The following is a 25,158-nucleotide window of genomic DNA, read 5'->3' as shown; positions in this document are numbered from 1 at the left end:
CCCCAGGGTGTGCGCGTACGGGCAAAGCACGAACCTTATCGACAGGTACACGCCACACTTCCCGCAGGGGCCGGGAAGGGACTTGCCGAGGCGGGCGAAGAAGACGTAGGCGTCCGATTTCCGCTTCGGCGGGAGGGGCCGGGCCCATTAAGGTCGAGGACATGACTTCGCAGCCCGCCAAGGCCACGGACCCCGCAGAGAGCGGCAGCGTACGCGTGGACGCCTGGATCTGGTCCGTGCGCCTGACCAAGACCCGCTCGGCGGCGGCCACCGCCTGCCGGGGCGGCCACGTCCGGGTCAACGGGGACCGGGTCAAGCCGGCGTACGCCGTGAAGGCGGGCGACGAGGTGCGGCTGCGGCAGGACGGCCGGGACCGCGTGGTCGTCGTGAAGAAGATCATCCGCAAGCGCGTGGGCGCCCCGGTCGCCGTCGAGTGCTACGTCGACAACAGCCCTCCGCCGCCGCCCCGCGAGGCCGTCGCCCCCGCGGGCATCCGCGATCGCGGCGCGGGCCGTCCGACCAAGCGGGACCGGCGCACCATGGAGCAACTGCGCGGTTTGGCCCTTCCTCCGGAGGCGGGGCGCGCACCGGACGGGCGGCGCTGAGCGGCATCCGTCTAGGGGGTGTCTCCCCGATCTCCGTGGATCAGCCTGCGGCGTCTGGTGCGTGCTCTCGGCGTGCCGGGCGGAAGGCTCCGTCGATGGACCGGACGTACTTGGGCTTTCGCCCGGTGCGGCGAGAGGGGGTCCCCCCTGCTCGAAGAGCTTGGGGGAGCGTGCCAAGCGTCGCGGGCTCACGGAGATCGGGGAGACACCCCCTAGGCTCTCCCCGGTAACTGATCACCGGGGAGGGCGACTTGGATCGATGGGCGAGAACGTGATCACGCTGCTTTCGACGGTCCTCGGCGCGGTGGTGGGCCTGGGCTCGGTGCTGCTCGCGGACGCGATCCGCCGCCGCCACGAGCGGGCCGCGCAGGGCCAGGCCGAACGCCGGGCGGTGTACGTCGCCTATCTGACCTCGCTGCACCAGGCCAACCAGGACCTACGCGCGGTCTCCCTGGGCGAGTTGACGGGCCCCGCCCTGGAGCTCGCGGCCCGCACGGCGCTGCGCGAGGCCGCGGTGGTCCAGGCCCGTGAGCATCTGGCCCTGACCGCACCGGAGCCGGTGGTCCGCACCGCCGATGCGGCCTTCCGGGCACTGCGCTGCCTGCGGGACCGGGTCGGCGAGGGCAAGACCCTCGGCGACCCGGCATACGCAGCGGACCTGGCGACGTACGACGGTGCGCTGCACGCCCTGCGCAATGCGGTACGGGTCGATCTCGGGGCGCAGCCCTTGGCGGCGCCCCTGCCGAGGTAGCCCCGGCACCCTTGGGCTCACATCCGAGCCGCAGCCGCCTTGATCGCCTCCCGGATGCGGAAGTACGTCCCGCACCGGCACACATTGGCAATGGCGTCGATGTCCGCATCGGTGGGCTCCGACGTGCGCCGCAGCAACGCCACCGCCGCCATGATCTGCCCCGGCTGACAGAACCCGCACTGCGCCACGTCCTGCTCCAGCCACGCCTCCTGCACCGGATGCAGGGTGTCACCGTCAGCGAGTCCCTCGATGGTGGTGACCTCGCGCCCGGCCACCTCTCCCACGGGAACCACACAGGGATTGACGGCCTCCCCGTCGAGGTGGCTGGTGCAGGCCTTGCAGACGTCGATGCCGCAGCCGTACTTGGGACCGCGGATCCCGAGCAGATCACGCAGCACCCACAACAGGGGCAGATCGGCGGGCGCATCGACCGTCACGGACTCGCCGTTCACGGTGAAGGTGTGTTCAGGCACAACTCACTCCAGGATCAGACCGATTGAGGGGATGCCACGGGGACGCAGCCGGGACGGCTCAACGCGGGAACGGCTCGAAGTCGACCTCGAAATGCACCGGGAAACTGCGCGGCCGTGCCCCCGTGGCCCGCGCATAGGCATTGCCGATCGCAGCGGTGGCCGCGGGCACGCCCAGCTCCCCCACCCCGCCGGGTTCGGCGTCCGCGTCGGCGGATTCGATGACGTGGATACGTACGTCCGTGGGCGAGTTCTTCTGCCGCGCATAGTGGAACTGCGAGTAACTCCCCTCCAGCGGCAGCCCCTTGTCGAAGTGCAGCCCGGCGCGCAGCGCGGTCGACACCGCGTCGGTCAGGCCGCCCAGCATCTGCGCCTCGACCCCGCGCGGATTGACCGCCTTGCCGACGTCGACCGCGATCACGGCCCGCAGCACCCGTGGCGCCTCGGGATCGCGGGCGTCCAGCTCGACGAGGCAGGCGGTCCGCGACCGGTACTCCTCGTGGAACCCGATCCCCTGTGCGCACCCGGCGGGCAGCTCCCGTCCCCACTCCCCGGCCGCCTTGTCGAGGACGGCGCGCTGGGCCGCGTTCTTCAGGTGCGTACGCCGGAACTCCACCGGGTCGACCCCGAGCCGTGCCGCGATCTCGTCGACGAACATCTCCTCGGCGGCCCGCGCGGTCCCCGAGTACACGCTGCGCCAGGACCCGGTGTGCAGCTTCAGCGGCAGCTCGGTCAGGGACTGCGTGGTGAGGCCGAAGCGGTACGGGGAGCTGATCGAGAGCCGGAACATGGTCTGCGCGAACGTCTCGTTTCCGCCGGGCAGTTCGGTCAGGCCCGCGGTGATGGCGTCGCCGATGCCGTGCCGTACGTCCGTCTCCACCGAGGCCATCCGGTGCTCGAAGGAGAGGAGCGCACCGGCCGCGTACGTCGCGCGCAGCTTGTGGTGGGTGGGCGGGCGCATGCGTCCGTGCCGCATGTCGTCGATACGTGACCACATCAGCCGGATCGGCCGCCCCGCGCCCTTCGAGACGCGCGCGGCCTCGATCGCCGCGTCGAAGAAGAGCCGCCGCCCGAAGGAGCCCCCGGCCTGCACCACATGGAAGTCGACGTGCGAGGCGGGCACCCCTATCGCGCTCGCCACCGCCTTCCGGGCCGCGATCGGCGACTGGGCCGGTGCCCACACGGTGGCCCGGCCGCCCTGCACATCGGCGACCGCGCAGTTGGTCTCGAGCGGGGCGTGGCTGACCGGCGCGAAGTCGAACTCGGCCTCGATGTGCTTGGTGAGCAGGGGCGGCAGGAAGCCGGGGGCGGCCTTGCGGAGCCGGGCGCGAATGCCGTCGTGCGACAGGTCGTCGACGGGGCCCGCGCCCCACTCCACCCGCAGGGCCTCCTTGCCGGCGAGGGCCTGCCCGAAGGTCTCGGCGACGACCGCGACGCCGGTGGGTATGACCACGAGGTCGAGGACGCCCGGCATGGCGCGTACCGCTTCGGCGTTGAGGACCTCGCGGACGGTGCCGCCGACGGTGGGCGGGCGGCGGACCATGGCGGGCTTGGCGCCGGGGACGTCCAGGTCGAGGGTGTACTGCTGGCGGCCGGTGACCATGGCCCTGGCGTCGATGCGTCCGGTGGGGCGGCCGATGACGCGATGGTCTGCCGCCGCCTTCAGGGCGGGGGCCGCGTCGGCCTCGGCGGGTTCCGTACGGGAGGTGGCCGCGGCCCGGGTCAGCTCGCCGTATGTCGCGGTACGGCCACCGGGGCCGACGATCGCACCTTCGCGGGCGGACACCTGAGAGGGGGCAACACCCCACTCCTTGGCCGCAGTTGAAGCCAGTCGGGTGCGGGCAGCGGCGGCCGCGGTCCGCACCGGGCGGTAGAGCGATCGGACGGAGTTGGAGCTGCCCGTGAGCTGGTTGAACAGGAGCTCGGGCCGCGCGTCCTCGATGCGGATACGCACCCGGCCAAGAGGCACCTCCAGCTCCTCGGCGATCAGCATCGCCACGGCGGTCGTCAGACCCTGGCCGACCTCCTCGCGCGGCAGCCCGAAGTGCACGGTGCCGTCCTCGGCGATCGCGAGGGTCAGCAGGTGGGAGGTGGGCAGGGCGGCGAGGTTGAGGACGTCCCCGAGGTCGGGGAGCAGTTCGGAGAGCGCTGCAGGCGGGGCGGCGGGGGTGGCGGCGGCCGCTTCGGCCGGGGCGGCCGCGTCGATCCCCAGCCGGACGGCGACCGTCAGCGTGGGCGCGGCAACGAGATAGGCGAGCAGCGCACGGCGGCCGACTCCGGCGCTCTCGCCGGACTCCGCGCGCATGCCGGGCGGCTGGGCGTCCGTGACAGGCTCCGCGTTCTCGACAGGCTCGGCACGCTCGGCCATGGGGGGCTCCAGAGGTCGACAACTCAGGGCATGCGAAAGCTAGTTGACGCACTGTCAACAACAGTGCGTCAACTAGCTATCACAGCCCGGAGCGCCCCGGCTACACCTGACGCCGCACCTGGCGCAGAAGCTTCACCAGCCTGACCGTCTGGTGCCGCTGCGCCCGCGCGATCACCACGAACGGGATGATCAGGATCACCGGCGAGTACCAGAACTCGCCGCCCATGGCGGTGATCGTGGTGATCGTCGCCCCGACCATCAGGCCGACGAAGGCCATCGCCGAGACGCCGGACAGGATCGGGATGAGCAGCGCGATCGCGCCGGCCACCTCGAGGCCCCCGACGAAGTACATGTACCAGTCGCCGAACCCGATCTTGTCGAAGCCCTCCACGGCCGCCGAGGCCGCGAACAGCTTCGGCAGACCGCTGCCGACGCCCATGAACAGGGCGAGCGCGATGGTCAGGGTCCGCAGCCCGATCGTGGCCTTGCGGCTGCGGACCGGAGCGGCGGCGGTGGCGGCGGTGCGGGTGGCGCCGGCGGGGAGGGTGGTGGTCGCGGACATCGTGGTCTCCTCTGGGAAGCGGTTGGTCTCGCTTGTCGTAGAGGTAGACCGGGGGCGTGCCGCGAACTCATCGCTCCCGTCGAAAGATTCTCAACTCGCTTCCACCACCGGCGACTCGCCCCCTCCCCACCGGCGGCTCACTTCGCCGGCAGCGCCCGCACCCACACCCCGTCATCCGTCAGATACCGGTCGACCACGAGCCCGGCCTCCCCGAGATACCGCTCGAACTCCTCGGGCCCCATCGGCCGCGAGCGGAAGGTCTGCGTCCAGGTGGCATCCGGCCAGATGTACTCCGCGTGCACCTCGTTCACCCCGTCGCCGACCGGCGTCGCGGACACGATCCGCACCGTGAAACCGTCCGGGTCGACCCGCTCGCGCGGCAGATTGGTGTGGTAGTCGGCGCCCTCGCGCTGGATCAGCACACAGCCGTCGTCCTTCACATGCGCCCGGCAGGCCCTCAGCAGGCCCTGGCGCACGGCGGGCGTCGAGGTGTGCACCAGGAAGGAGGCGAGCATCACCACGTCGTACGTCTCGCCGGGGAGGTCGAGCGTCTCGATCGGGCTCTGGACGGTACGTACCCCCTTGGCGCCTTCGAGGTGGGCGAGCATGTCCGCCGACTCGTCGACCGCGGTGACCGTGAAGCCCCGGTCGAGCAGCGGCCGGGTCACCCGCCCTGCCCCGCAGCCCAGTTCGAGGATGTGCGCCCCGGCGGGCACGGCCCCGGCGATGACATCCGGCTCGTCGCCCGCCTTCATCCGTGCATAGAGATCGACGGAGCAGCCGTCCGGAGTGGTGGCGCCCGGTCCTGTTCCCGAATACCCCTCGCGTTTCACTTCGCTCATACCGTCACAACGAAGCGGGCCGGGCCCCCGTTCCCGGGACGCCCGACCCGCCGACTGCCTTGCTGTCACAGGTGGTTCAGGACGCCTGCGCCGTCTCGTACAGGTTCTTCGCGTCGTTCCCGAAGTACGGCCCGAACATATAGCCCGGCAGGAAGTTGTAGCCGAAGCTGTTCACCGAGGTCTGCAGCCCGGTGCCGGTGGACTCGTTGAAGTCCTGGAACCAGGGGCCGCCGCTGGAGCCGCCGGTCATGTTGCAGGACAGACCGTGGTCCGTGGACAGCAGGAAGTCCTTGATGCTGTTCCCGCTGCAGTAGATGAGCTTCGTACCGTCGTACGGTGCCGCCGCAGGGAAGCCGAAGGCGTACATGCGCTTGTTGTAGCCGGAGTTGAAGGCCACGCCCTGCGCGCCGACGACATCGGTGAGCTTCTGCCCGTTCAGCGGGTTCACGACCGCCGCGCCGACGTCGTAGTTGATGTCCTCGCTGGCGGTCCACTGCGGCGTGGACAGCGTCTTGGCCGCGGTCCACTTGCCGTACGGGGCGTTGCCGTTGTTGTACGCGGGCACGAAGACCCAGTCCTTGTGCCAGGCGCCTTCCAGCTTCACGCAGTGCCCGGCGGTCAGGACGGTGGACTTGTTGGCGGAGGTGACCGCGTTGCCCGAGCAGGAGGCGGTGCGGCCCTGATAGCTGAAGAAGACCCGGCCGGAGGTGGTGACGACCTTGCCGCCACCGGTCCAGGCCCCGCCCTTCTGCGGGAACGCCTGGGTGCCGACGCCGCCGCTGGGCGGGACGAGCAGTTCGGCGCCCTTGCTGACCTTGGTGAGCAGGTCACCGGCCGATGCGGGCAGCAGGTCCAGCGGCTTGGCGGCGCGCATGCGGTCCGCCGTCCAGAAGGCGTTCAGGTTCTTGGCCTGCGGCTGGTCGAACGTGGGGGACCCCGCGGCGGCGGTCTGGCCGGCGGCGGCCGAGCCGGCCCCGAGGAACATTCCGGCGACCAGAGCGCCCGTGGCGGCCAGCGCACCCAGGGCGCGGCGAGGTATTCGAAGGCTGCGTCTCACGCGTACGTACTCCTTCTGCGATGGCCGCACGAGTGCCTGCCCGCGCGGACCTACGGAGGTGCGGAGATGACGTGCACGGGGCAGCGTGCCAGAAATTGGACTCCCTGTCAGGAGCGCAACAACAGCCGGTCGTTCACAGCGAGTTCAACAATTCCTGCGCCCCATTGGCCGGATCACGACACGGTCCGCGCCACCAACGCCGCCGCGATCAGCTGCAGATCCCCCGCCCGCCCCGGCGAGAGTCCCGTCAAGCGATCGATCCGCCGGATCCGGTAATCCACCGTATTGGGATGCACATGCAGCGCGACCGCGGTCGCCCGCCGATCCAGGCCATGGTCGAGGAACACCCGCAGCGTGTGCAGCAGTTCGGGCTTCGACTCCAGCGGCCCGAGCAGCGCGGCCAGCGGCCCGAGCGCGGCGCTGGGCCGGCTGAGCTGATAGTCGAGGAGTACGTCACCGAGCCGGTAGAGCCCGGGACCGCGCCCGGTCCGCCGCACCAGCTCCACGATCTCCGCGTTCCGCGCCACCGCGTCCGGCACCGCCCCGGGCGCCACCACATCGGCCGCGGCCGTCACGGCGATCCCGGCCAACTCGCCTGCCTGGACGACCAGTCGGCACAGGTCGGGCCAGGGCGGCACCTCCCCCACCGGCAGCAGCGCGGTCCCGCCCGAACTGTCCAGGGCGGTCAGCGCGGGCGCCCCCGTGAACCGGTCGAGCACGGACCGCACCCGCCGGATCTTGCGCTGCGACGCGATCCCCGCGCCGGGCCCGGACAGGGACTCGTCCGGGTGCGCCCCGAGCGCCAGCGTCAGGGCGACATACAGCGCGGCGGGCCGCGGCCCCGCGGGCCGGGCGTCGACGGGTTCCCCGGCGAGCAGCGCCGCGAGCAGGGCGTGCCGGCCACCGTGTTCCTGGCTGTCGAGGATCTGCCGGGCCTCCAGATACGCCCCGCTGACGGCCGCCGTCAGCTGACGCTGCAGCACCATGATCCGGCGTACCGCCTCCTGCACCCCGGCCAGCTCCTCGGCCCGCGCGCCCGCGGAGATCTCCTGCCAGCACATCGCGGTGCCGATCTGGTAGGCGGTGAGGATCGCGTCCAACGGCACGCCCTCCTCCGCCCGTTGGGCCGCCGAGTCCCGCTGCTGCTCCAGCTCGGCGTCGGTGGCGGGCCGGCGGTGCTCGATGACATCGGCGAAGAGCCGCAGGTTGTGCTGCACGATGTCGGCGATGTCCCCGGTGAGCTCCTCGACCGGCAACTCGGCGTACACCGGCAGCTCGTCGCGCAGCCGGGCGAGCACGCGCCGGGCCAGGGCGGGCACGCGGGCGCGCAGATACGCGGCGGCGGGGCGGCCCGCGATCCGGATCTCCCCCTGCTCCTCGCGAGGCTCCTCGCGACGCAGCGGCCCGTCGTCCTTGTCACGCGTCACAAAGGCCCCCCGGGAAGTCTGCGTTACCCACCAGTTAAAGAGCGGCACACAAATCTGCATAGTGACCGGCGGACATTCCACGACGCACACCGGGAGACCCCCATGAGCACCATGAACTCTCCGTACCGCACCGGGTTATGTCGAACCGTCAGATCCCTCGCGTACGCCGCCGGGGCGACGGCACTCGCCGGTCTCGCCCTCGCCACCGGAACCGCACCCGCCGCGGCCACCTCGGCCACCTCGGCCACCTCGGCCACCTCGGCCACCGACGGGCAGGTCTACGTCGCCCTGGGCGACTCGATGGCCTCGGGCCCCCTCATCCCCCTCCCCACCGGCCCGCTCGCCTGCGCCCGCTCCACGAACAACTACCCACACGAGCTGGCCGCCCGCCTGAACGTCGCCACCTTCCGCGACGTGACCTGCAGCGGCGCGGACACCAAGGACATGACCGAGCCCCAGAAGCTGTCCATCGGCGGCATCCCGGCCGGTGAGGCTCCCCCGCAGTTCAACGCGCTCAGCGCCGACACGACCCTGGTCACCCTCACCATTGGCGGCAATGACGCCGGGCTCGTCGGCATCGCGCAGAGCTGCATGACCCTCGACCCGACGGCCAAGCCCTGCAAGGAGAAGTACACCGAGGGCGGCGTCGACCAGGTGGCCCAGCGGGTGGACTCGGTCGCACCCAAGCTCGCCGCCGTACTGGACGGAATCCGCGCGAAAGCGCCGCACGCGCGCGTGGTCGTCGCCGGGTACGGCCTGTACATCAAGCCGGGCGGCTGCTGGCCGTACCAGCCCGTCCTCGGCGTCGACGCCGACTATCTGACGGCAGCGGTCGACCGCCTCAACGGCGTGATGCGCACCCAATCCGCCGCGCACGGCGCCGAGTTCGTCGATCTGGCCACCCCCAGCAAGGGCCATGACGCCTGCCAACTGCCGGGTGCGAAGTGGATCGAGGGGTACGTTCCCACCGCACCGGCGGCGCCCCTGCACCCCAATCAGCAGGGCGAGTGGAACTACGCCCGCCTGATCGGCGCCCACCTGGGCACGGGGAGCTGACGGCATGAGCTCTCGTACCGACCGCCGTACGTTCCTGCGCGCGGCCACCGCGGGCACGGCGGCCCTCGCCTTCTCGGGCTCGCTGTGGCAGAGCGCGGCCGCCGCGGCACCCGGGGCTGCGGCCGACGGACCGTACGGCCCGCTGCTCGCCCCCGACGCGAACGGCGTGGCCCTGCCCGCGGGCTTCGCCGCCCGGGTGGTGGCCCGCTCGACCCATATGGTCGGCGGCACGCTGTGGCACTCCGCGCCGGACGGCGGGGCGTGCTTCGCGGACGGCGCCGGCTGGATCTACGTGTCGAACTCCGAACTCCCCCTGATCGGCGGCGCGTCCGCGCTGCGCTTCCGGGCGGACGGCACCCTGGACCGCGCGTACCGCATCCTGTCCGGCACCAACCTCAACTGCGCGGGCGGCGCGACCCCTTGGGGCACCTGGCTGTCCTGCGAGGAGATCTTCCGCGGCCGGGTCTTCGAGACCGACCCGTACGGCAACAGGCCGGCGGTCTCCCGCACCGCGATGGGCCGCTTCAAGCACGAGGCGGCGGCCTGCGACCCCGACCACCGGGTCGTCTACCTCACGGAGGACGAGGACGACGGCTGCCTCTACCGCTTCACGCCCGACGTATGGGGCGACCTGTCGCGCGGCCGCCTCGACGTGCTGTGCACGACGTCCGGCGACGCGGTGGAGTGGCGACCGGTGCCGAACCCCTCGGCGCCCTTCACCCAGACCCGCCACCAGGTCGACGCCGCCCGCCACTTCGACGGCGGCGAAGGCTGCCACTACTCGAACGGCGTCTGCTACTTCACCGCGAAGGGCGACCGCAAGGTGTGGGCGTACGACACCAACTCATCCACGGTCAGGGCGCTTTACGGCGGCGACGGCACGCTGAACGGTGTCGACAACGTCACCGGAACGGCCGCCGGTGACCTGTACGTCGCCGAGGACGGCGGCAACATGGAGATCAACATCATCACGCCGGACTCCGTGGTCGCCCCGGTCCTGCGCCTCGACGGGCAGGGCGAATCGGAGATCACCGGCCCGGCCTTCTCCCCCGACGGCTCGCGGCTGTACTTCTCGTCGCAGCGGGGCACGAGCGGGGAGCGTACGGGCTCGGGCGGCATCACGTACGAGGTACGAGGGCCGTTCCGGCACTGAGGTTCCGTGCCGGCGTCGCGCGCTCACTCCCGTTTCTTTCCGGATGGGTGGATCCTGGAAGTGGTGGAAGCGGGAGATGAGCGCAGATGCGTACAGGCAGTGAACCGGTGACCGCACGCAGTGCCCTGCGGATGCGGTTCTGGCTGAGCCTGTGGGGCCTGATCTGGGCCGCCGCCGGCACCGTCGCCTTCGCCCTGGCCGGCCGCCCCGGGTGGGCGGCGGCCTGCGGTGCGCTGTGGCTGATCGTCACGGCAGACATGGCGATGATCCTCCGCCACATCCGGCAGGGCCCGCACTACCAGCCGGGACGCGACATCCCGCCGTACGAGCCGGACCAGGGCGGCAAGGGAACCTCTTAGCCTCTTGGCCCTTGCTTCAGCTGTCGCTGTCGAACTTGGCCGCCGCCAGATACTCCGGCTGCGGATCGAGCGCCGCGGCGAGGCGGAAGTGCCGCCTGGCCTGGTCGGGCCGGTTCGCCCGCTCATAGGTGCGGGCCAGCGCGAAGTGCGCGAAGGCGTTGTCCGGCTCCCGCTCCAGGACGATGGAGAACTCCAGCTCGGCAGGGCGCAGTTGGGCCGCGGCGAAGAAGGCCCGGGCCCGCAGCAGCCGTGCCGCGGTGTTCTCCGGATGTGCGGCGATCACCTCGTCGAGGAGCTTCACCGCACCCTTCGGGTCCCGCGCGGCCAACAGCTGCTCGGCCGCCCGGAAGTCGATGACATCGGTCTCGGGCGTACGCCCACGGCTCTCACCCACACCTGCTCCTTCCTTCGCTGCCCAGATACAACGATGCCCACGAAACGCCTATTCCCATGCGTCCCGCTCCCGCCCGCACACCCGACACACGCCCTAGCCCACGGTCAACGCCAGCACGACCCCCAGCACCACAAGCATCGCCCCGGCCCCCACGAAGCCCCGATCGAGCCAAGCCCGCTCGTTGCCGAGCAGCACCACCTCGCGCGGATCGTCCGGATCGTACGCAACCCGCACATGCCCACCCGCGGCCAGCGGCCCCGGCACGGGTGAGGCGATCTCTATGACCCGCCCGTCCGCCGTCTCGAACTGCAGCAGCGCCCGGGTGGCCCCCGTCGGCGGCGTCTTCACCAGCGCCAGGACCACCAGCCCGGACGCGGCGATCCGCCGTGCCTGCCGCAGCCCGTACGCCCCGGCGAGCATCGCCACCAGGCCGCCGAACGCGGTGAACCCGGCCAGCACCACCATCCCCCGCGCCCCCTCAGTCCCGGGCCGCAGCCCGCCGCACCAGGTCGTCCCAGACGGCCCGCACCCGCGGCTCGAGCGCGTCGAGCGGACCGTCGTTGTCGATCACCACGTCGGCGATCGCCAGGCGCTTCTCCCGGGTGGCCTGCGCCGCCATCCGGGCCCGCGCGTCCTCCTCGGTCATGCCGCGCAGCCGCACCAGACGGTCGAGCTGTGTCTCGGGTGAGGCGTCCACGACGATCACGAGGTCGTACAGGGGCGCGAGCGCGTTCTCGGCGAGCAGCGGCACGTCGTGCACGACCACCGCGGAGTCGCCCGCGGCCGCCTCGAGTTCGGCGGAGCGGGCGCCCACGAGGGGGTGCACGATGCCGTTGAGCACGGCCAGCTTGTCTGCGTCGGCGAAGACGATGGAGCCCAGCTTCGGCCGGTCCAACGTCCCGTCCACGGCCAGGACTTCGGCGCCGAACGCGTCAACGACTGCCGCGAGCCCGGGAGTTCCGGGCTCGACGACCTCGCGCGCGATACGGTCCGCGTCGATCAGGACGGCCCCATAGGAATCCAGGAGCCGCGACACCTCGCTCTTGCCGGCGCCGATACCACCGGTCAATCCCACAGTCAGCAAGGCCGCGCCTCCACTCGTTCGGCAACTCCCCCGCGTGGGCGGGGCAGACTTTCCGGCGCCGATTCCTCCGGTCAGTCCCACCGGATCACCCCCGCGTCGGCGGGGCAGAGCAAGGCGCGGCTGTCTCGCAGACTACTGGATCAGCCCGCGTCGCCTTCCCGCTCGGCGAGGAACCGCTCAAATTCCTGCCCGATCTCGTCGGCGGACGGGATCTCGACGGCTTCGGCAAGCATGTTCCCGCGCGTCTGCGCGCCCGCCGCCGCGTCGTACTGGTGCTCAAGGCCCTGGATGAGCGAGACGAGCTCCTCGTCGCCCTCGCGGATCTGCCGGTCGATCTCGTTCTGCGTGCGGTGCGCCTCGGTGCGCAGGCTGTGCGCCACGGCGGGCAGCACCAGACCGGTCGCGGCGGTGATCGCCTCCAGGACGGTGAGCGCCGCGTCCGGGTAGGCGGAGCGGGCGATGTAGTGCGGGACGTGCGCGGCGACGCCGAGGACGTCGTGCCCGGCCTGTTCGAGCCGGTACTCGACGAGCGACTCCGCACTGCCGGGCACCTGCGCCTCGTCGAACGGGCTGCGATGGCCGGGCACCAGGTCGACCCGGTTGCCGTGCGGGGTCAGGCCCACCGGGCGGGTGTGCGGGACGCCCATGGGGATGCCGTGGAAGTTCACCGCGAGCCGCACCCCGAGCCGCTCCACGATCTGCCCGACGGCGGCCGCGAAGCGCTCCCACTCCACATCGGGCTCGGGCCCGGAGAGCAGCAGGAACGGCGCACCGGTGGCGTCCTGCACGAGCCGCACGTCCAGCGTGGGCTCCTCGTACGCCGTCCAGCGGTCCTTCTCGAAGGTCAGCAGGGGCCGACGGGCCCGGTAGTCGACGAGCCGGTCGTGGTCGAAACGGGCCACGACCTGACCGGGGAGCGAGTCGAGCAGCTTGTCGACGATCTGGTCGCCGGCCTCGCCCGCGTCGATGTATCCGTCGAAGTGGTAGAGCATGACGAGCCCCGCCGAGTCCTGCGCCAGCGCCATGTCGGCGACGGCGAGGCCCTTGGGCTCCCATGTGTACAGACTCTGGGGATCAAGCACGGTGACCGCTCCTCCTCGTGTTCATACGCAAGAACGCATGGCACGACGTGGGCATTCCCCGCCAACGCCCCTTCACAGCCTGCGCATAGCGAGCACTGAGCGATCCTTTAGCCGACGATCCTTCGGCCGGCGACCCTTCGGTTCGGCAGGCGCGTACAGCACTGAGGCCCGCACCCCCCGAAGGGGATGCGGGCCTCAGCGAACTACTTACCGACTAGGTCAGAGCTTCAGCTCTGGCCACCGGCCAGCTTCTCACGCAGCGCGGCAAGCGCCTCGTCCGAAGCAAGCGCGCCGCCGTCGTCCGTGGTCTCCGAGGAGTACGAACCGCCGGAGACGTTGCCGCCACCAGCGGACGGGGCCGCACCGGCGGGCGCAGCCGCACCCTCGGCCTCGGCCTGGGCGTCGGCCTCGCGGGACTTGATGACCTGCGCCTGGTGCTGCTCGAAGCGGGTCTGCGCCTCGGCGTACTGGGTCTCCCACACCTCGCGCTGGCTCTCGAAGCCCTCGAGCCAGTCGTTGGTCTCGGGGTCGAAGCCCTCGGGGTAGATGTAGTTGCCCTGGTCGTCGTAGGACGCGGCCATGCCGTACAGGGTCGGGTCGAACTCGACGACCGCCGGGTCGGCACCGAACGCCTCGTTGGCCTGCTTGAGGCTCAGCGAGATCCGGCGACGCTCGAGGTCGATGTCGATGACCTTGACGAAGATCTCGTCGTTGACCTGGACGACCTGCTCCGGGATCTCCACGTGGCGCTCGGCCAGCTCGGAGATGTGGACCAGACCCTCGATGCCCTCGTCGACGCGCACGAACGCACCGAAGGGAACGAGCTTGGTGACCTTACCGGGCACAACCTGCCCGATCTGGTGCGTGCGGGCGAACTGCTGCCACGGGTCTTCCTGCGTCGCCTTGAGCGACAGGGACACGCGCTCGCGGTCCATGTCCACGTCGAGGACCTCGACGGTGACTTCCTGGCCGACCTCGACAACCTCGGAGGGGTGGTCGATGTGCTTCCAGGAGAGCTCGGAGACGTGCACGAGACCGTCGACGCCACCCAGGTCCACGAAGGCACCGAAGTTGACGATCGAGGAAACGACGCCGGAGCGGACCTGACCCTTCTGCAGGGTGGTGAGGAACGTCTGACGGACCTCGGACTGGGTCTGCTCGAGCCAGGCGCGGCGGGACAGGACCACGTTGTTGCGGTTCTTGTCCAGCTCGATGATCTTGGCCTCGAGCTCCTTGCCCACGTAAGGCTGGAGGTCGCGGACACGACGCATCTCGACGAGGGAGGCCGGCAGGAAGCCACGGAGGCCGATGTCGAGGATGAGACCACCCTTGACGACCTCGATGACGGTACCGGTGACGATGCCGTCTTCTTCCTTGATCTTCTCGATCGTGCCCCAGGCGCGCTCGTACTGAGCACGCTTCTTGGACAGGATCAGACGGCCTTCCTTGTCCTCCTTCTGGAGAACCAGGGCCTCGATCTCGTCACCAACCGCGACGACCTCGTTCGGGTCGACGTCGTGCTTGATGGAGAGCTCGCGGCTCGGGATGACGCCTTCGGTCTTGTAACCGATGTCGAGGAGAACCTCGTCCCGGTCAACCTTGACGATGACGCCGTCGACGATGTCGCCGTCGTTGAAGTACTTGATCGTCTCGTCGATAGCGGCGAGGAATGCTTCCTCGTCACCGATGTCGTTGACCGCTACCTGCGGCGTGGTGGCGGTGGTCTCGGTGCTGCTCGTCATGTGGGAAAGGGCTCCGGTACGGACAGTGAGTCGTAGGTACTGCTACGCCGGGACCGATTTCGCCCTGAAGAAGCCGGACAGCCAGGAGGCGCGCTTTTCCCAGGGAGATTTCTGAAGAACTCAGATCTCCCGGACGGGTAAAACGGAATCGCCTCGGTAACCGAGGGGACATACAACAGATGCGAGCGCACCCTGCTCTGTCTGAGGAGCGCAGGCCGCCAGCGCAACTTGTAGCATACGGGGGTCGCTGGGCAGGGTCAATGCGCGAAGTCGCACACCCGGGGCGGAACGCCGCATACCCGGCACAAGACCTGTCGCAGCAGGCCATCCGGGCCGCAGTACACCCCTGCCGCTACAGGGTTCGACGGAAGAGTACGACCATGGAGCAGATCATCCAAGAGTCCGAGCAGTCCGAGCCCGAGGCCACCCGCCGTAGCGCCGATGTCACGGAGAGCAGTCGCGCCAACCGTGGCTGGTGGGACCGGAACGCCGACGAGTACCAGAACGACCACGGCACCTTCCTCGGCGATGACCGTTTCGTCTGGGGTCCCGAGGGCCTCGACGAGATCGAGGCCGGTCTCCTCGGCCCCGTGGAGTCACTGAAGGGCCTCCGGGTCCTGGAGATCGGCGCCGGCGCCGCGCAGTGCTCGCGCTGGCTCGCCGCGCAGGGCGCCCACCCGGTGGCGCTTGACATCTCGCACCGCCAGCTCCAGCACGCGCTGCGCATCGCGGGCTTCTCCTCCTCTTCCCCCACGTTCCCGCTGGTGTGCGCGGACGCCGGGGTGCTGCCCTTCGCAGACGGCTCCTTCGACCTGGCCTGCTCCGCCTACGGCGCCCTGCCGTTCGTCGCCGACCCGGTCCTCGTCCTGCGCGACGTGCACCGGGTGCTGCGTCCCGGCGGCCGCTTCGTCTTCTCCGTCACGCACCCGATCCGCTGGGCCTTCCCCGACGAGCCGGGCCCCGAGGGCCTGTCCGTCGCGGCCTCCTACTTCGACCGCACGCCTTATGTGGAGCAGGACGATTCCGGCAACGCGGTCTATGTGGAGCACCACCGCACGATCGGCGACCGGGTCCGCGACGTGGTCGCGGGCGGCTTCCGCCTCGTGGACCTGGTGGAGCCGGAGTGGCCCGAGTGGAACAGCCAGGAGTGGGGTGGCTGGTCTCCCCTGCGAGGGTCGTTGATCCCGGGGACGGCGATCTTCGTGTGCGAGCGGTCCTGATCAGCCCGTCCGGCGTTTGAGGACAATCTTTTGAAGCCGGCGGCAGCCTTACGGGAAGGGGCGGGGCGGGGCGGAAATCAAGACCGCCGAGCCAGATCCAGCGCATACTCCGGCCACCAATGCCCCGCCGGCGGCCCACCCCGGCAAGGCCCGTCCGAGTCACCGGGATGCTTGACCCACAGATGCGCGTCGACCAGGCGATGCCCGGTAAGCCGGGTCGGGGCGGAGCCCAGCGTCAACCCGGGCGGGTTGCACCAGGCGAGCGGCACACGGAAATCGGGCGAACCACTCCCGTTGCGACTGGTGTCGATCACGAAGTGCTTGTCGCCGAGCAGCTCCCCGAGCCGCACCCCGTACGCCCGCACATCCGACGTCTTATGGAAGTTGGACACGTTCAGCGAAAAGCCGTCCGCCCCCGCAACCCCCGCCCGCATCAGCGGCGGCACGAGCCGCCAGGGCTCGGTCACCCAGGCCGGATGCCCCGCATCCAGATAGACCTTGGTGTGCGGCTGCCGCTTGAGGCGGGCGATCGCGTCGGACAGCAGCGCATACCGCTCCGCGTGGTGCTCGACGGGCGTACAGCCGTCGAGGATGTGCGGGACCGCATCGGGTTCGAGGACGACCAGCGCGGGGGCGTCGCCGATCGCGTCGGCGAAGCGGTCGATCCAGTCCCGGTAGTCCGCGCCGTCGAGGGCACCGCCCGCGGAGTAGAGGCCGCAGTCGCGGTGCGGGATGCGGTACGCGACGAGGACGACGGCCCGCCCGTCCGGCGCCGCACCCCGCACCGCACGCCGGATCCCGGCCACCGGGTCGGGGTCGGCCAGCCAGGTCGCCGTGGGGTGTTGGGCGATGCGCTCGATGACCTCGGCGTCCTCGTCCCGGCCGGCCTGCTGCCAGGCGGCGACCTGTCGGGCCGCGTCGGTGTCCGGGTCCACCCAGAACGGCGGGTCCCGGTCCGGGCCCGGGCCTGCGCCGACGGCGAGGAGGCAGAGTCCGGCGGTCAGCAGCCCGAGCAGGGCGCGCGGCGGACGCGGGTGGCGGCGTCGGCGGAACATCCAACCCCCAGGGGGAGCCTGCGGTGATGCGCTGGTGCGCTGGGGCGTGCGGGACTTGGGACGCACGCCCTGGTGGGGACGCCCTCACCTTCGCCCATCCCCCGGTCCCCGGCCGCACGGGCGCGGCCGACCGGGCGACGGGGCCCGCCGGGGGCCGCGCGGGGCGGCGCCCGGCGTCCGGGAGACTGGGGGCGTGATCCGTACCGACGCCCTGGACCAGCTGCCCGTGCGTTCCGCCGTGCCCGCCCTGCGCAGCGCGCTGGACGAGCGGGGCGTGGCGGTGCTGTGCGCGCCGCCCGGGACCGGCAAGACGACTCTGGTGCCGCTGGTCCTGGCCGGACTGGTCGGCGGCGGGCCCGCGCGCCGGGTGGTCGTGGCCGAGCCGCGGCGGATCGCGGCCCGCGCGGCGGCCCGGCGGATGGCGTGGCTGCTCGGCGAGCAGGTCGGCGAGAGCGTCGGGTTCACCGTGCGCGGCGAGCGCAAGGTCGGCCGCCACGCGCGCGTGGAGGTCGTCACCACCGGCGTACTGCTGCAACGGCTGCAGCGGGACCAGGAGTTGACCGGCATTGATGTCGTGGTCCTCGACGAGTGCCACGAGCGGCATTTGGATGCCGACACGGTCGCGGCCTTCCTGTTGGACGTACGGGCCGCGCTGCGCCCGGAGTTGCAGCTGGTGGCCGCGTCCGCGACGACCGACGCGGAGGGCTGGGCGCGGCTGCTCGGGGACGCCCCGGTCGTCGAGGCGCAGGGCGTCGCGCATCCGGTGGACGTGGTGTGGGCGCCGCCCGCCCGGCCGGTGCGGCCGCCGCACGGGATGCGGGTGGACCCGGTACTCCTCTCGCATGTGGCGTCGGTGGTGCGGCGGGCGCTCGCGGAGCGGGACGGGGATGTGCTGTGTTTCCTGCCCGGGGTCGGTGAAATCTCCCGCGTGGCAGGTCAGTTGGGGGACCTCGGTGGCGCGGAGGTGCTGCAGGTGCACGGGCGGGCGCCGGCGGCGGTGCAGGACGCGGTCCTGGCCGGCGGGGACGGGCGGCGGGTGGTGCTTGCCACGTCGGTCGCCGAGTCGTCGCTCACCGTGCCCGGGGTGCGGGTCGTCGTGGACTCGGGGCTCGCGCGTGAGCCGCGTACCGACCATGCGCGCGGGCTCAGTGCCCTGACGACGGTACGGGCTTCGCAGGCGGCGGGGCGGCAGCGCGCGGGGCGGGCCGGGCGTGAGGCGCCGGGGGCGGTGTACCGGTGCTGGGACCAGGCCGAGGACGGGCGGCTGGCGCGGTTCCCGGCGCCGGAGATCAAGCTGGCGGACCTGACGGCGTTCGCGTTGCAGGCGGCGTGCTGGGGCGATCCGGATGCGTCCGGGCTCGCGCTGCTCGATGCGCCGCCGGCGGGGGCGATGGCCGCGGCCCGGTCCTCGCTGGCCGCGATCGGGGCGGTGTCCGCCGAGGGCCGGGTCTCCGAACGGGGCGTACGGATGGCCCGGTTGGGGCTGCATCCCCGGCTTGCGCGTGCTCTGCTCGACGGGGCTTCGGTGGTGGGTGCGCGGCGGGCGGCGGAGCTCGTGGCGCTGCTCAGTGAGGAGCCGCCGCGTGAGTACGGGGACGACTTGGCTGCGGCGTTGCGGGCCGCTCGGCGGGGGTCTGATGCGTATGGGGCGCGATGGCGGGTGGAGGTTCGGCGGTTGGTTTCGGGGCTGCCGGGGGATGCGGACGGGGCTGGGACCGGTGGCTCCGGGGAGAGTCCCCTACCCGCCCCTTCCCGTAAGGCTGCGCCGCCTTCCGCCCTGCGGGCGGTGTCCTCAAACGCCGGACGGGCTGAAAAAGCAGCCCCCGAACGGGAAGCGTTGGGCGACGACGCCGCCGCAGGCCTCGTCGCCGCCCTCGCCTTCCCCGAGCGCGTGGCCCGCTCCCGGGGCGCCGGCGCCTTCCTCATGGCGTCCGGGACCGGTGCCGAGGTCGGAGCCGGGTCTCCCCTGCATGCGGCGGCCTGGATCGCCGTGGCCGTGGCGGACCGGCCCGTGGGGGCCGTGCACGCGCGCGTGCGGCTCGGGGCGGTGCTCGACGAGGAGACCGCGCGGCGGGCCGCCGCTTCCCTGTACGCCGAGGGCGAGGAGGTCGGCTGGGCCGACGGGGAGGTGGTCGCCCGGCGCGTGGAGCGGCTCGGGGCCGTCGAGTTGGCCGTGCGCCCGCTCAAGAACCCCGACCCCGGTCGCGTACGAGAAGCGCTTGTCGACGGCCTCCTCAAGGAGGGCGTCGATTTGCTCAAGTGGTCCGGCGGGGCACGGGAGTTGCGGCTCCGGCTCGCCTTCCTCCACCGGCAGCTCGGCGCCCCTTGGCCCGACGTATCGGAAAACGCGCTCCACGCGCGCGTGGACGACTGGCTCGAGCCCGAACTGTCCCGTGCCACCCGCCGCGCCGACCTGCGGCGCATCGACGCGGGGCAGGCCCTGAACCGGCTGTTGCCGTGGGCCACCGGGGACGCCGCCCGCCTCGACGCACTGGCGCCGGAGCGGATCGAGGTGCCCAGCGGGTCCCGGATCCGCGTCGACTACGCGGACCCCGAACAGCCCGTCCTGGCCGTGAAGTTGCAGGAGATGTTCGGCCTCGCCGAGACCCCGCGCATCGCCGGCGTGCCCGTACTCGTGCATCTGCTCTCGCCCGCCGGACGCCCGGCCGCCGTCACGGCCGACCTGGCGTCCTTCTGGCAGGGCGGCTACCGCGCGGTCCGCGCCGAGCTGCGCGGCCGCTATCCCAAGCACCCCTGGCCCGAGGACCCGGCGAGTGCCGAGCCGACCCGGTTCACCAACGCACGGCTCAGGCGGTGACCGGTTCCGGCTCCGGCGCCGACTCCTCCTCCGGCTCGCCCGGCCTGCGGCTGCGCGCCTCCAGGACGAGGGCCAGCGTCAGCAGTGCGGCGCCGAGTCCGAGGAAGCCCCAGGGCAGGTACGACGTCATCAGCAGGATCAGGATCCGGTTGGACTTGACCAGGTCGACCGTCGACTTGATGAAGTCCTCGCGCATCTTGACGTGCCCGTCGAACACCGTCTTGGTCTTGCCCGGGCCGCCGGCCAACGAGCCGCCGCGCATCTCTTCCTTGTGGATCTCCTCGCCGTACACGGGTGCGCCAGTCGTGGGCTCGACCCAGAACTTGCGGACGGTCGTGTACCACATCTCCGTGCCGGTTCCCTCGAATTGCTCGGGCTTCAGTCCGCCCGGCATGACACTGGGGAAGCCGACCTCCACCCACGGGATGGTCTGCTCGAAGTAGTAGACGTTCAGGCCGCGGAAGTTCTGCTCGCCCTTGAAGAATATGGTGTTGGTCGTGCGGCTGCGCGCGTCGAAGTACTTGTAGTCCCGCTTCTCGGTGAGGAAGGGCCACTTGAACTCGAGGCCCTCGCGCTTGACCGCCTTGCCGTCGGCCATCTCACCGGCGGCGTGCACGGGTTCCGCGCTATGGGCGTCGAAGATGTAGCGCTCCGGAATCCTGGTGACCTGCTTGCCGTCACTGTCCTGGGCGTAGGAGAGGCCGTCCCAGACCACGAGGTCGCGGCCGCCCGAGCCCTCGATCTTCTCGGACTCCGCCACGTTTCCCCTGAGGGTCTGCACGATCGAGAGGTCTGTCTTGACCACCTTCATCTGCGTGTTCATGATGGTCGCGCCCTTCGCCTCCAGGACCATCTTCTGGTACTGGTTCGCGGGCACCTTCGCCAGGCGCGGGAAGGCGTAGAAGCGAATCAGCGGCGAGAGGGCCGTGAAGAAGACGGCGAACGCGAGGAGGATGAGACTGGCTTTGCGGCGCATCGCGGCGGCCCTCCCTACGGGTGCTTGGGGATGGTGGTGAGCAAGGGCTCCGGCGAGGTTTCGCCGGGCGGTACCTCCATCGACGAGATGACGAGGACCAGGGCGAGCGCGGCGGCCAGCCCGATGGCGGCGGCTATGAGGGCACGCAAACTCGGCCTCCCGGGAAGAGAACTGATACGGCGTCAGGGCTGGGGCACCGTAGCAATGCGGGGGCGAGATGAGAACACGTTGCACCGCCCCTGAATTGACGAGAATTCAGGGGCGGTGGCGGGGTGTTCATGGATGGTCGCCGCGTGTTCGCGGACGATTCCCGGGTGTTACGACGCGGGGGCCGCGGCCACCTTGAGCTCGATGGTCACGGTGCCGCCGCCGGTCGCGTTCAGGCGCAGCAGATACGTCCCCGCCGCGTCGTCCGCGTACATCTTCGGGAGCTTGAGGACGCCGTCGGCATCGGTCTTGAGGCCCTTGAGGGTGCGGATCGTCTTGCCGTCCGCGTCCTTGAAGTAGGGGCCCTTGTCGTTCTCGTCGGCGTTGTCCGCCGCCTTGATCATGGTGGCGGTGACCTCGACGCCGGCCGCGGCCGCGCCGTCGAGGGTGGCCTTGACCTCGACCTGGTCGGCGAACTCGCCGCCGGGCACGCAGGTCAGCTCCTTGTCGCCGGTGCGGGCGAGGGCGTCGGCCTGGCGGGCGGTGACGGTCGCGGTGTAGTCGAGACCGGCGAGGTCGCGGCCGACGACCTTGGCGCGGATCGTGAAGTCGCCGGTCTTCTCACCCGCGAGGACCAGGGGCGCGGTGGCCTTGCCGTCGGCGCCGGTGGGCACGGTCGCGCCGGCGTAACCGCCGGCGAAGCGGGCGTCGGTGTCGCCGATGATCTCGAACCTGATCTGCACCTTGGCGATGCCCGCGCCGCCCTTGGACTCCGCCTCGACGGTGGGGCTCGCGGCGAACTTGGCGCCCTGGGTGGCGCTCAGCTTGCCGGTCCCGCCGTCCACGAGGCGGGCCACGCGATCGGTGGGCGAGATGACGGGGGGCTTGGTGGGCGGCGTCGTGGGCGGCGGGGTGGTCGTGGGCGGCTTGGTGGGCGGAGTGGTCTCGCCGCCCGGATCGGAGGAGCCGCCCGAGTCCGGCCCGTCGTCCGAACCGCCGGGCGAGGGGGTCGGGTCGGGGTCGCTGCCGCCGCTGTTGTGCTCGGGCAGGACGCCGGTGCCGTCCGGGACCTCGTGGGTGCCCTTGCGGTAGTACTCCAGCCACTCCAGGACCTTCTTCAGGTAGTCCGTCGAGTGGTTGTAGCTGAGGATCGCGCCGCGCAGTCCGCCCGCGGTGGACAGGTCGCGGTCGCCGGCGCACAGGTAGTGGCCGGCGGCGAGGGCGGCGTCGTAGACGTTGTTGGGGTCGGACTGGCCGTCGCCGTTGCCGTCCTTCTGCCACGTCGCCCAGGTCTGTGGAATGAACTGCATCGGGCCGACCGCGCGGTCGTGCGTGGTGTCGCCGTCGTACGCGCCGCCGTCGGTGTCGGGGATGTTGGCGAAGTCGACGCCGTTGAGCTGCGGGCCCCGGATGGTCTTCAAGGTCGTGCCCTCGGCGTCCACCTGGCCACCCCAGGCCTGGCCGGACTCGACCTTGCCTATCGCCGCGAGAAGTTCCCAGGGCAGGTTGCAGCCGGGCTTGGCCTCGCCGAGCGCGCTCTCGGCCTTCTTGTATGCGTCCAGGACGGTGGCGGGTATGCCCGCTTCCGCCTCGCCGCCGATCGGATCGTCGTCGTCGCCGTCGCCGTCGCCGGGCTTCACGGAGTTGAGCCCCGGCAGGTCCGTGTAGTACGAGTCGTCGCTCGCGGAGTCGCCGCCGTCGGGGCTCGGGGCCGACCCGGTGGCCTGCCGGCCGCCCGGGGTGTCCGTGACACCGGGGGCCTGGGACGCGGACATCGCCGCAACCGCCGCCGCGGCCACTGCCGCTGATACGACTCCCCTGCGCAGCCGACGGCCGTAGAGCGCTGCCATAGGTGATCCCCTCCGGTTCCGACCGCGCACAACCCCCCGCGCGCTGACCCAGGCGACCCTACGACAACTTCCTGCGCGCAGACACCCGTTCCTGCCCGGTTTTCACCGGTTGGCCATATACCCGTTCCCACAGGGCTCCCCGGAACCGCACACGCATACTGGTCGTCTACCGGGCGTCACCGATCAAGAAGTTTCCCAGACCTGGCCAGACCCGCCCAAGATTGCTCAAGCCCGCCCAGGCCTGCTCAAGTCGCGTCCCAAGGGGGCCTTTTGCCGTTCACGCTCAGCCATGCCGCCGCCGTGCTTCCCCTCATACGCCGCGACGGCACGGCCCGCGGGCCGCTGGTCCCCTCGGCCCTCGTGGCGGGCTCCTTCGCGCCCGACCTCGCCTACTTTGCCGACAGTCTCGCCCCGGGCGCCGCCGAGTTGGGCGATTTCACCCATTCCCTGCCGGGTGTGCTGAGCGCCGACATCGCCGTCACCGCGGTGCTCGTCGCCGCCTGGCTGCTGCTGCGCGAGCCGCTCGTGGCACTGCTTCCCGGCTCCTGGCAGGGGCGTACGTATCTGCTCCTGCGCGGCAGTTCCTGGCGCGGGCGGCGGCCGTTCGCACTGGCCTGGCGGTTCTGCGTCTCGGCCGCGCTCGGCGCCGCGACGCATGTGGTGTGGGACGCCTTCACCCACCTCGACCGGTGGGGGATGCGGATCTTCCCCGTGCTCGGCAAGGAGATCGCGGGCTCCCCGATGTACTGGTACGCGCAGTACGGGGGTTCGGCGGTGGCCCTCGCGGTCGTGACGGTCTTCGTCTGGTCGGCGCTGCGGCGGCTGCGGGTGCCCGCCGAAGGGCTCCCGCTGCTGGTGCTGTCCGCGCGCGAGCGGTGGCTCGCCCTGTCGTTCCTCGTGCTGTGCGCGGCCGTGGGGACCGGGCACCGCGCCACGCGCTGGCTGGCGTACGTCGGGGACGACTTCAAGCCCTGGGAGATCATCCCGACCGTCTGCTTCGGAGCGGGGGCCGGGCTCTCGGTGGGTCTTGTCCTGTATGCGGCGGCCGTCAGACTCCGTCGTCGTGCGACGGATCCTCCGGCAGCAGCAGATCGGCCGGAACGTCGTCCGGAACGGACCCGTCCGACTCCTCGCTGATCTCGCTCTCCGGTGTGTAGTCGAGGCCGGTGGCGCGGCCCTTGTTCAGTCCCCGGTGCACGGCGTGCGCGATGCGCTCGATGGTGCGTACGCCGTGCGCCATCGTCGGGTTGTCGTGCGACAGGACCACGAGACGGTACGTACGTCCCGGCCTGGTGAACGCGCCGACGCTGTGGACGCGCCAGCCGTGCGTGGCCCTGGGCAGCCAGCCGTTCTTGAGGTGGGCGACCACACCGCGCGGCATCCCGGAGGGCACGCCCCAGCGCTGGTCGCGGCGGACCTGGCTCATCAGCTTCAGTCCGTAGGCGCGCGAGCGCAGGAACGAGCGGGCCTGGGTGAGCACGCCGAGCAGCCGCATCTGGTCGACGGCGGTGGTGCGGGTCAGTCCCCACAGGCCGTACGGGCCGAGCGTGGTGCCCGTGGTGCCGACGCGCTCCAGGAAGCGCTGCAGCCGGGAGTGGCCGAGGTCCTGCCAGAGCTGCCAGGCGGCGCCGTTGTGCGAACTCGTGATCATGGGGCGTACGTTGCGTGACTCGTAGCGGGTCAGCTTGCGGCCCAGCTGCTCGGCGCGCTGCAGCACTGCCTCCATGATGAGGACTTTGGTGACGCTGGCGGTGTCGTAGCGCCTGCTGCCGTCGAGGGCGCACCACAGGTCGCTGGCGTCGTCGTGCACGGCGAGCGAGACGGTGCCCTGCCGGGACGACAGCGCCGCCCGGATGTCGCGGGACATCCGGGCGGCGAGGTCGGGGTCACGGGCGGAGCGGCAGGTCGCCGCGCGCAGCTCGTGGCGGTCGCCCCCTGCGGCGGCGGCCGCGGATATCGGGGCGACGAGGGTGGAGGCTATGGCCGCGGCGAGGATTGCCGTGCGGCGCGTGTAGGGAGCCATGGTGGTCACGCTGCCGCGTGGGGCGGGGGGCGGCACGAGTTCGGGGTCCATCCGGGTGGCCCGCCGTCGCGCCTGCGGCGGGCTGGATCCCCTCCCGCCCCTTCCCGTAAGGCTGCC

24 protein-coding genes are annotated in these 25,158 nt (G+C 71.4%); 8 read left to right on the top strand and 16 right to left on the bottom strand.

Annotation, left to right across the window (positions count from 1 at the left end):
- The first annotated feature begins 161 nt into the window (after positions 1–161).
- Positions 162–605 carry an RNA-binding S4 domain-containing protein gene (locus OG430_RS36220; protein ID WP_327356877.1) on the top strand — a complete coding sequence of 148 codons (444 nt, stop codon included), beginning with the start codon at positions 162–164 and terminating at the stop codon, positions 603–605.
- A gap of 259 nt (positions 606–864) precedes the next feature.
- The gene (locus OG430_RS36215) at positions 865–1,356 is read left to right on the top strand and encodes a hypothetical protein (RefSeq protein ID WP_327356876.1); all 492 of its coding nucleotides are present in this window, start codon (positions 865–867) and stop codon (positions 1,354–1,356) included.
- 17 nt (positions 1,357–1,373) lie between these two features.
- Here the strand turns inward: OG430_RS36215 and OG430_RS36210 are convergent, their stop codons facing one another.
- From OG430_RS36210 to OG430_RS36185, 6 genes are all read right to left on the bottom strand, one after another.
- Entirely contained in the window at positions 1,374–1,829 is a 456-nt protein-coding gene (locus OG430_RS36210) for a (2Fe-2S)-binding protein (RefSeq protein WP_327356875.1), read from the bottom strand.
- Between the two features lie 58 nt (positions 1,830–1,887).
- Positions 1,888–4,194: a xanthine dehydrogenase family protein molybdopterin-binding subunit gene (locus OG430_RS36205; RefSeq protein WP_327356874.1), complete on the bottom strand. Its 2,307-nt coding sequence runs from the start codon at positions 4,192–4,194 to the stop codon at positions 1,888–1,890.
- 100 nt (positions 4,195–4,294) lie between these two features.
- Positions 4,295–4,756 (bottom strand): DoxX family protein, encoded by a 462-nt coding sequence (locus OG430_RS36200; RefSeq protein ID WP_327356873.1) that lies wholly within the window; start codon positions 4,754–4,756, stop codon positions 4,295–4,297.
- Between the two features lie 137 nt (positions 4,757–4,893).
- A complete protein-coding gene (locus OG430_RS36195; protein ID WP_327356872.1) occupies positions 4,894–5,598 on the bottom strand; it encodes a class I SAM-dependent methyltransferase in 705 nt (234 codons plus the stop codon).
- Between the two features lie 76 nt (positions 5,599–5,674).
- Positions 5,675–6,655 (bottom strand): trypsin-like serine peptidase, encoded by a 981-nt coding sequence (locus OG430_RS36190; RefSeq protein WP_442816619.1) that lies wholly within the window; start codon positions 6,653–6,655, stop codon positions 5,675–5,677.
- Positions 6,656–6,828: 173 nt separating this feature from the next.
- A complete protein-coding gene (locus tag OG430_RS36185) occupies positions 6,829–8,019 on the bottom strand; it encodes a PucR family transcriptional regulator (protein WP_327359376.1) in 1,191 nt (396 codons plus the stop codon).
- A 174-nt stretch (positions 8,020–8,193) separates the two neighbouring features.
- Between OG430_RS36185 and OG430_RS36180 the strand changes: the two genes are divergently transcribed.
- From OG430_RS36180 to OG430_RS36170, 3 genes are all read left to right on the top strand, one after another.
- Positions 8,194–9,138 carry an SGNH/GDSL hydrolase family protein gene (locus OG430_RS36180; protein WP_327359375.1) on the top strand — a complete coding sequence of 315 codons (945 nt, stop codon included), beginning with the start codon at positions 8,194–8,196 and terminating at the stop codon, positions 9,136–9,138.
- A 4-nt stretch (positions 9,139–9,142) separates the two neighbouring features.
- Entirely contained in the window at positions 9,143–10,291 is a 1,149-nt protein-coding gene (locus OG430_RS36175) for an alkaline phosphatase PhoX (RefSeq protein WP_327356871.1), read from the top strand.
- Positions 10,292–10,377: 86 nt separating this feature from the next.
- The gene (locus tag OG430_RS36170; protein ID WP_327356870.1) at positions 10,378–10,650 is read left to right on the top strand and encodes a DUF6343 family protein; all 273 of its coding nucleotides are present in this window, start codon (positions 10,378–10,380) and stop codon (positions 10,648–10,650) included.
- 16 nt (positions 10,651–10,666) lie between these two features.
- On the opposite strand, the gene OG430_RS36165 is transcribed toward OG430_RS36170, so the two are convergent.
- The 5 genes from OG430_RS36165 to rpsA form a co-directional block, all read right to left on the bottom strand.
- Positions 10,667–11,044 (bottom strand): tetratricopeptide repeat protein, encoded by a 378-nt coding sequence (locus OG430_RS36165; protein ID WP_327356869.1) that lies wholly within the window; start codon positions 11,042–11,044, stop codon positions 10,667–10,669.
- A 93-nt stretch (positions 11,045–11,137) separates the two neighbouring features.
- Positions 11,138–11,509 (bottom strand): DUF3592 domain-containing protein, encoded by a 372-nt coding sequence (locus OG430_RS36160; protein WP_327356868.1) that lies wholly within the window; start codon positions 11,507–11,509, stop codon positions 11,138–11,140.
- A 13-nt stretch (positions 11,510–11,522) separates the two neighbouring features.
- A complete protein-coding gene (gene coaE / locus OG430_RS36155; RefSeq protein WP_327356867.1) occupies positions 11,523–12,128 on the bottom strand; it encodes a dephospho-CoA kinase in 606 nt (201 codons plus the stop codon).
- Positions 12,129–12,268: 140 nt separating this feature from the next.
- Positions 12,269–13,210, bottom strand: coding sequence for a PAC2 family protein (locus tag OG430_RS36150; RefSeq protein ID WP_327356866.1), 942 nt, complete (start codon positions 13,208–13,210; stop codon positions 12,269–12,271).
- Positions 13,211–13,437: 227 nt separating this feature from the next.
- Positions 13,438–14,952 (bottom strand): 30S ribosomal protein S1, encoded by a 1,515-nt coding sequence (gene rpsA, locus OG430_RS36145; RefSeq protein WP_327356865.1) that lies wholly within the window; start codon positions 14,950–14,952, stop codon positions 13,438–13,440.
- Positions 14,953–15,332: 380 nt separating this feature from the next.
- On the opposite strand from rpsA, the gene OG430_RS36140 reads away from it, so the two are divergent.
- Complete coding sequence (locus OG430_RS36140) at positions 15,333–16,172, top strand: class I SAM-dependent methyltransferase (protein ID WP_327356864.1); 840 nt, start codon at positions 15,333–15,335, stop codon at positions 16,170–16,172.
- 77 nt (positions 16,173–16,249) lie between these two features.
- Here OG430_RS36140 and OG430_RS36135 read toward each other — a convergent pair whose 3' ends face one another.
- Entirely contained in the window at positions 16,250–17,227 is a 978-nt protein-coding gene (locus tag OG430_RS36135; protein WP_327356863.1) for a glycoside hydrolase family 6 protein, read from the bottom strand.
- A gap of 193 nt (positions 17,228–17,420) precedes the next feature.
- On the opposite strand from OG430_RS36135, the gene OG430_RS36130 reads away from it, so the two are divergent.
- A complete protein-coding gene (locus tag OG430_RS36130) occupies positions 17,421–20,045 on the top strand; it encodes an ATP-dependent RNA helicase (protein ID WP_327356862.1) in 2,625 nt (874 codons plus the stop codon).
- On the opposite strand, the gene OG430_RS36125 is transcribed toward OG430_RS36130, so the two are convergent.
- The 3 genes from OG430_RS36125 to OG430_RS36115 form a co-directional block, all read right to left on the bottom strand.
- Complete coding sequence (locus OG430_RS36125; protein WP_327356861.1) at positions 20,035–21,021, bottom strand: DUF3068 domain-containing protein; 987 nt, start codon at positions 21,019–21,021, stop codon at positions 20,035–20,037. The two genes, OG430_RS36130 and OG430_RS36125, sit on opposite strands and share 11 nt — an antisense overlap.
- A 14-nt stretch (positions 21,022–21,035) precedes the next feature.
- A complete protein-coding gene (locus tag OG430_RS36120; protein WP_327356860.1) occupies positions 21,036–21,170 on the bottom strand; it encodes an SPW_0924 family protein in 135 nt (44 codons plus the stop codon).
- Positions 21,171–21,338: 168 nt separating this feature from the next.
- Entirely contained in the window at positions 21,339–23,018 is a 1,680-nt protein-coding gene (locus OG430_RS36115) for a lytic transglycosylase domain-containing protein (protein WP_327356859.1), read from the bottom strand.
- Positions 23,019–23,288: 270 nt separating this feature from the next.
- On the opposite strand from OG430_RS36115, the gene OG430_RS36110 reads away from it, so the two are divergent.
- Positions 23,289–24,155 (top strand): DUF4184 family protein, encoded by an 867-nt coding sequence (locus OG430_RS36110; RefSeq protein WP_327356858.1) that lies wholly within the window; start codon positions 23,289–23,291, stop codon positions 24,153–24,155.
- On the opposite strand, the gene OG430_RS36105 is transcribed toward OG430_RS36110, so the two are convergent.
- Positions 24,067–25,041, bottom strand: coding sequence for a serine hydrolase (locus OG430_RS36105; RefSeq protein WP_327356857.1), 975 nt, complete (start codon positions 25,039–25,041; stop codon positions 24,067–24,069). The genes OG430_RS36110 and OG430_RS36105 overlap by 89 nt on opposite strands.
- Between the last annotated feature and the right edge of the window lie 117 nt (positions 25,042–25,158).

It is taken from the genome of Streptomyces sp. NBC_01304 (genome assembly GCF_035975855.1).
GTDB lineage: Bacteria > Actinomycetota > Actinomycetes > Streptomycetales > Streptomycetaceae > Streptomyces.
This window is presented reverse-complemented; position numbering and strand designations above follow the sequence as displayed.

Coding starts and splice junctions, on each gene's coding strand:
- OG430_RS36215 (WP_327356876.1), top strand. CDS start 865: ATGGGCGAGAACGTGATCACGCTGCTTTCGACGGTCCTCGGCGCGGTG.
- OG430_RS36135 (WP_327356863.1), bottom strand. CDS start 17,227: ATGTTCCGCCGACGCCGCCACCCGCGTCCGCCGCGCGCCCTGCTCGGG.
- rpsA (WP_327356865.1), bottom strand. CDS start 14,952: ATGACGAGCAGCACCGAGACCACCGCCACCACGCCGCAGGTAGCGGTC.
- OG430_RS36160 (WP_327356868.1), bottom strand. CDS start 11,509: ATGGTGGTGCTGGCCGGGTTCACCGCGTTCGGCGGCCTGGTGGCGATG.
- OG430_RS36140 (WP_327356864.1), top strand. CDS start 15,333: ATGGAGCAGATCATCCAAGAGTCCGAGCAGTCCGAGCCCGAGGCCACC.
- OG430_RS36200 (WP_327356873.1), bottom strand. CDS start 4,756: ATGTCCGCGACCACCACCCTCCCCGCCGGCGCCACCCGCACCGCCGCC.
- OG430_RS36195 (WP_327356872.1), bottom strand. CDS start 5,598: ATGAGCGAAGTGAAACGCGAGGGGTATTCGGGAACAGGACCGGGCGCC.
- OG430_RS36115 (WP_327356859.1), bottom strand. CDS start 23,018: ATGGCAGCGCTCTACGGCCGTCGGCTGCGCAGGGGAGTCGTATCAGCG.
- OG430_RS36180 (WP_327359375.1), top strand. CDS start 8,194: ATGAACTCTCCGTACCGCACCGGGTTATGTCGAACCGTCAGATCCCTC.
- OG430_RS36220 (WP_327356877.1), top strand. CDS start 162: ATGACTTCGCAGCCCGCCAAGGCCACGGACCCCGCAGAGAGCGGCAGC.
- OG430_RS36205 (WP_327356874.1), bottom strand. CDS start 4,194: ATGGCCGAGCGTGCCGAGCCTGTCGAGAACGCGGAGCCTGTCACGGAC.
- OG430_RS36105 (WP_327356857.1), bottom strand. CDS start 25,041: ATGGCTCCCTACACGCGCCGCACGGCAATCCTCGCCGCGGCCATAGCC.
- OG430_RS36170 (WP_327356870.1), top strand. CDS start 10,378: ATGCGTACAGGCAGTGAACCGGTGACCGCACGCAGTGCCCTGCGGATG.
- OG430_RS36175 (WP_327356871.1), top strand. CDS start 9,143: ATGAGCTCTCGTACCGACCGCCGTACGTTCCTGCGCGCGGCCACCGCG.
- OG430_RS36125 (WP_327356861.1), bottom strand. CDS start 21,021: ATGCGCCGCAAAGCCAGTCTCATCCTCCTCGCGTTCGCCGTCTTCTTC.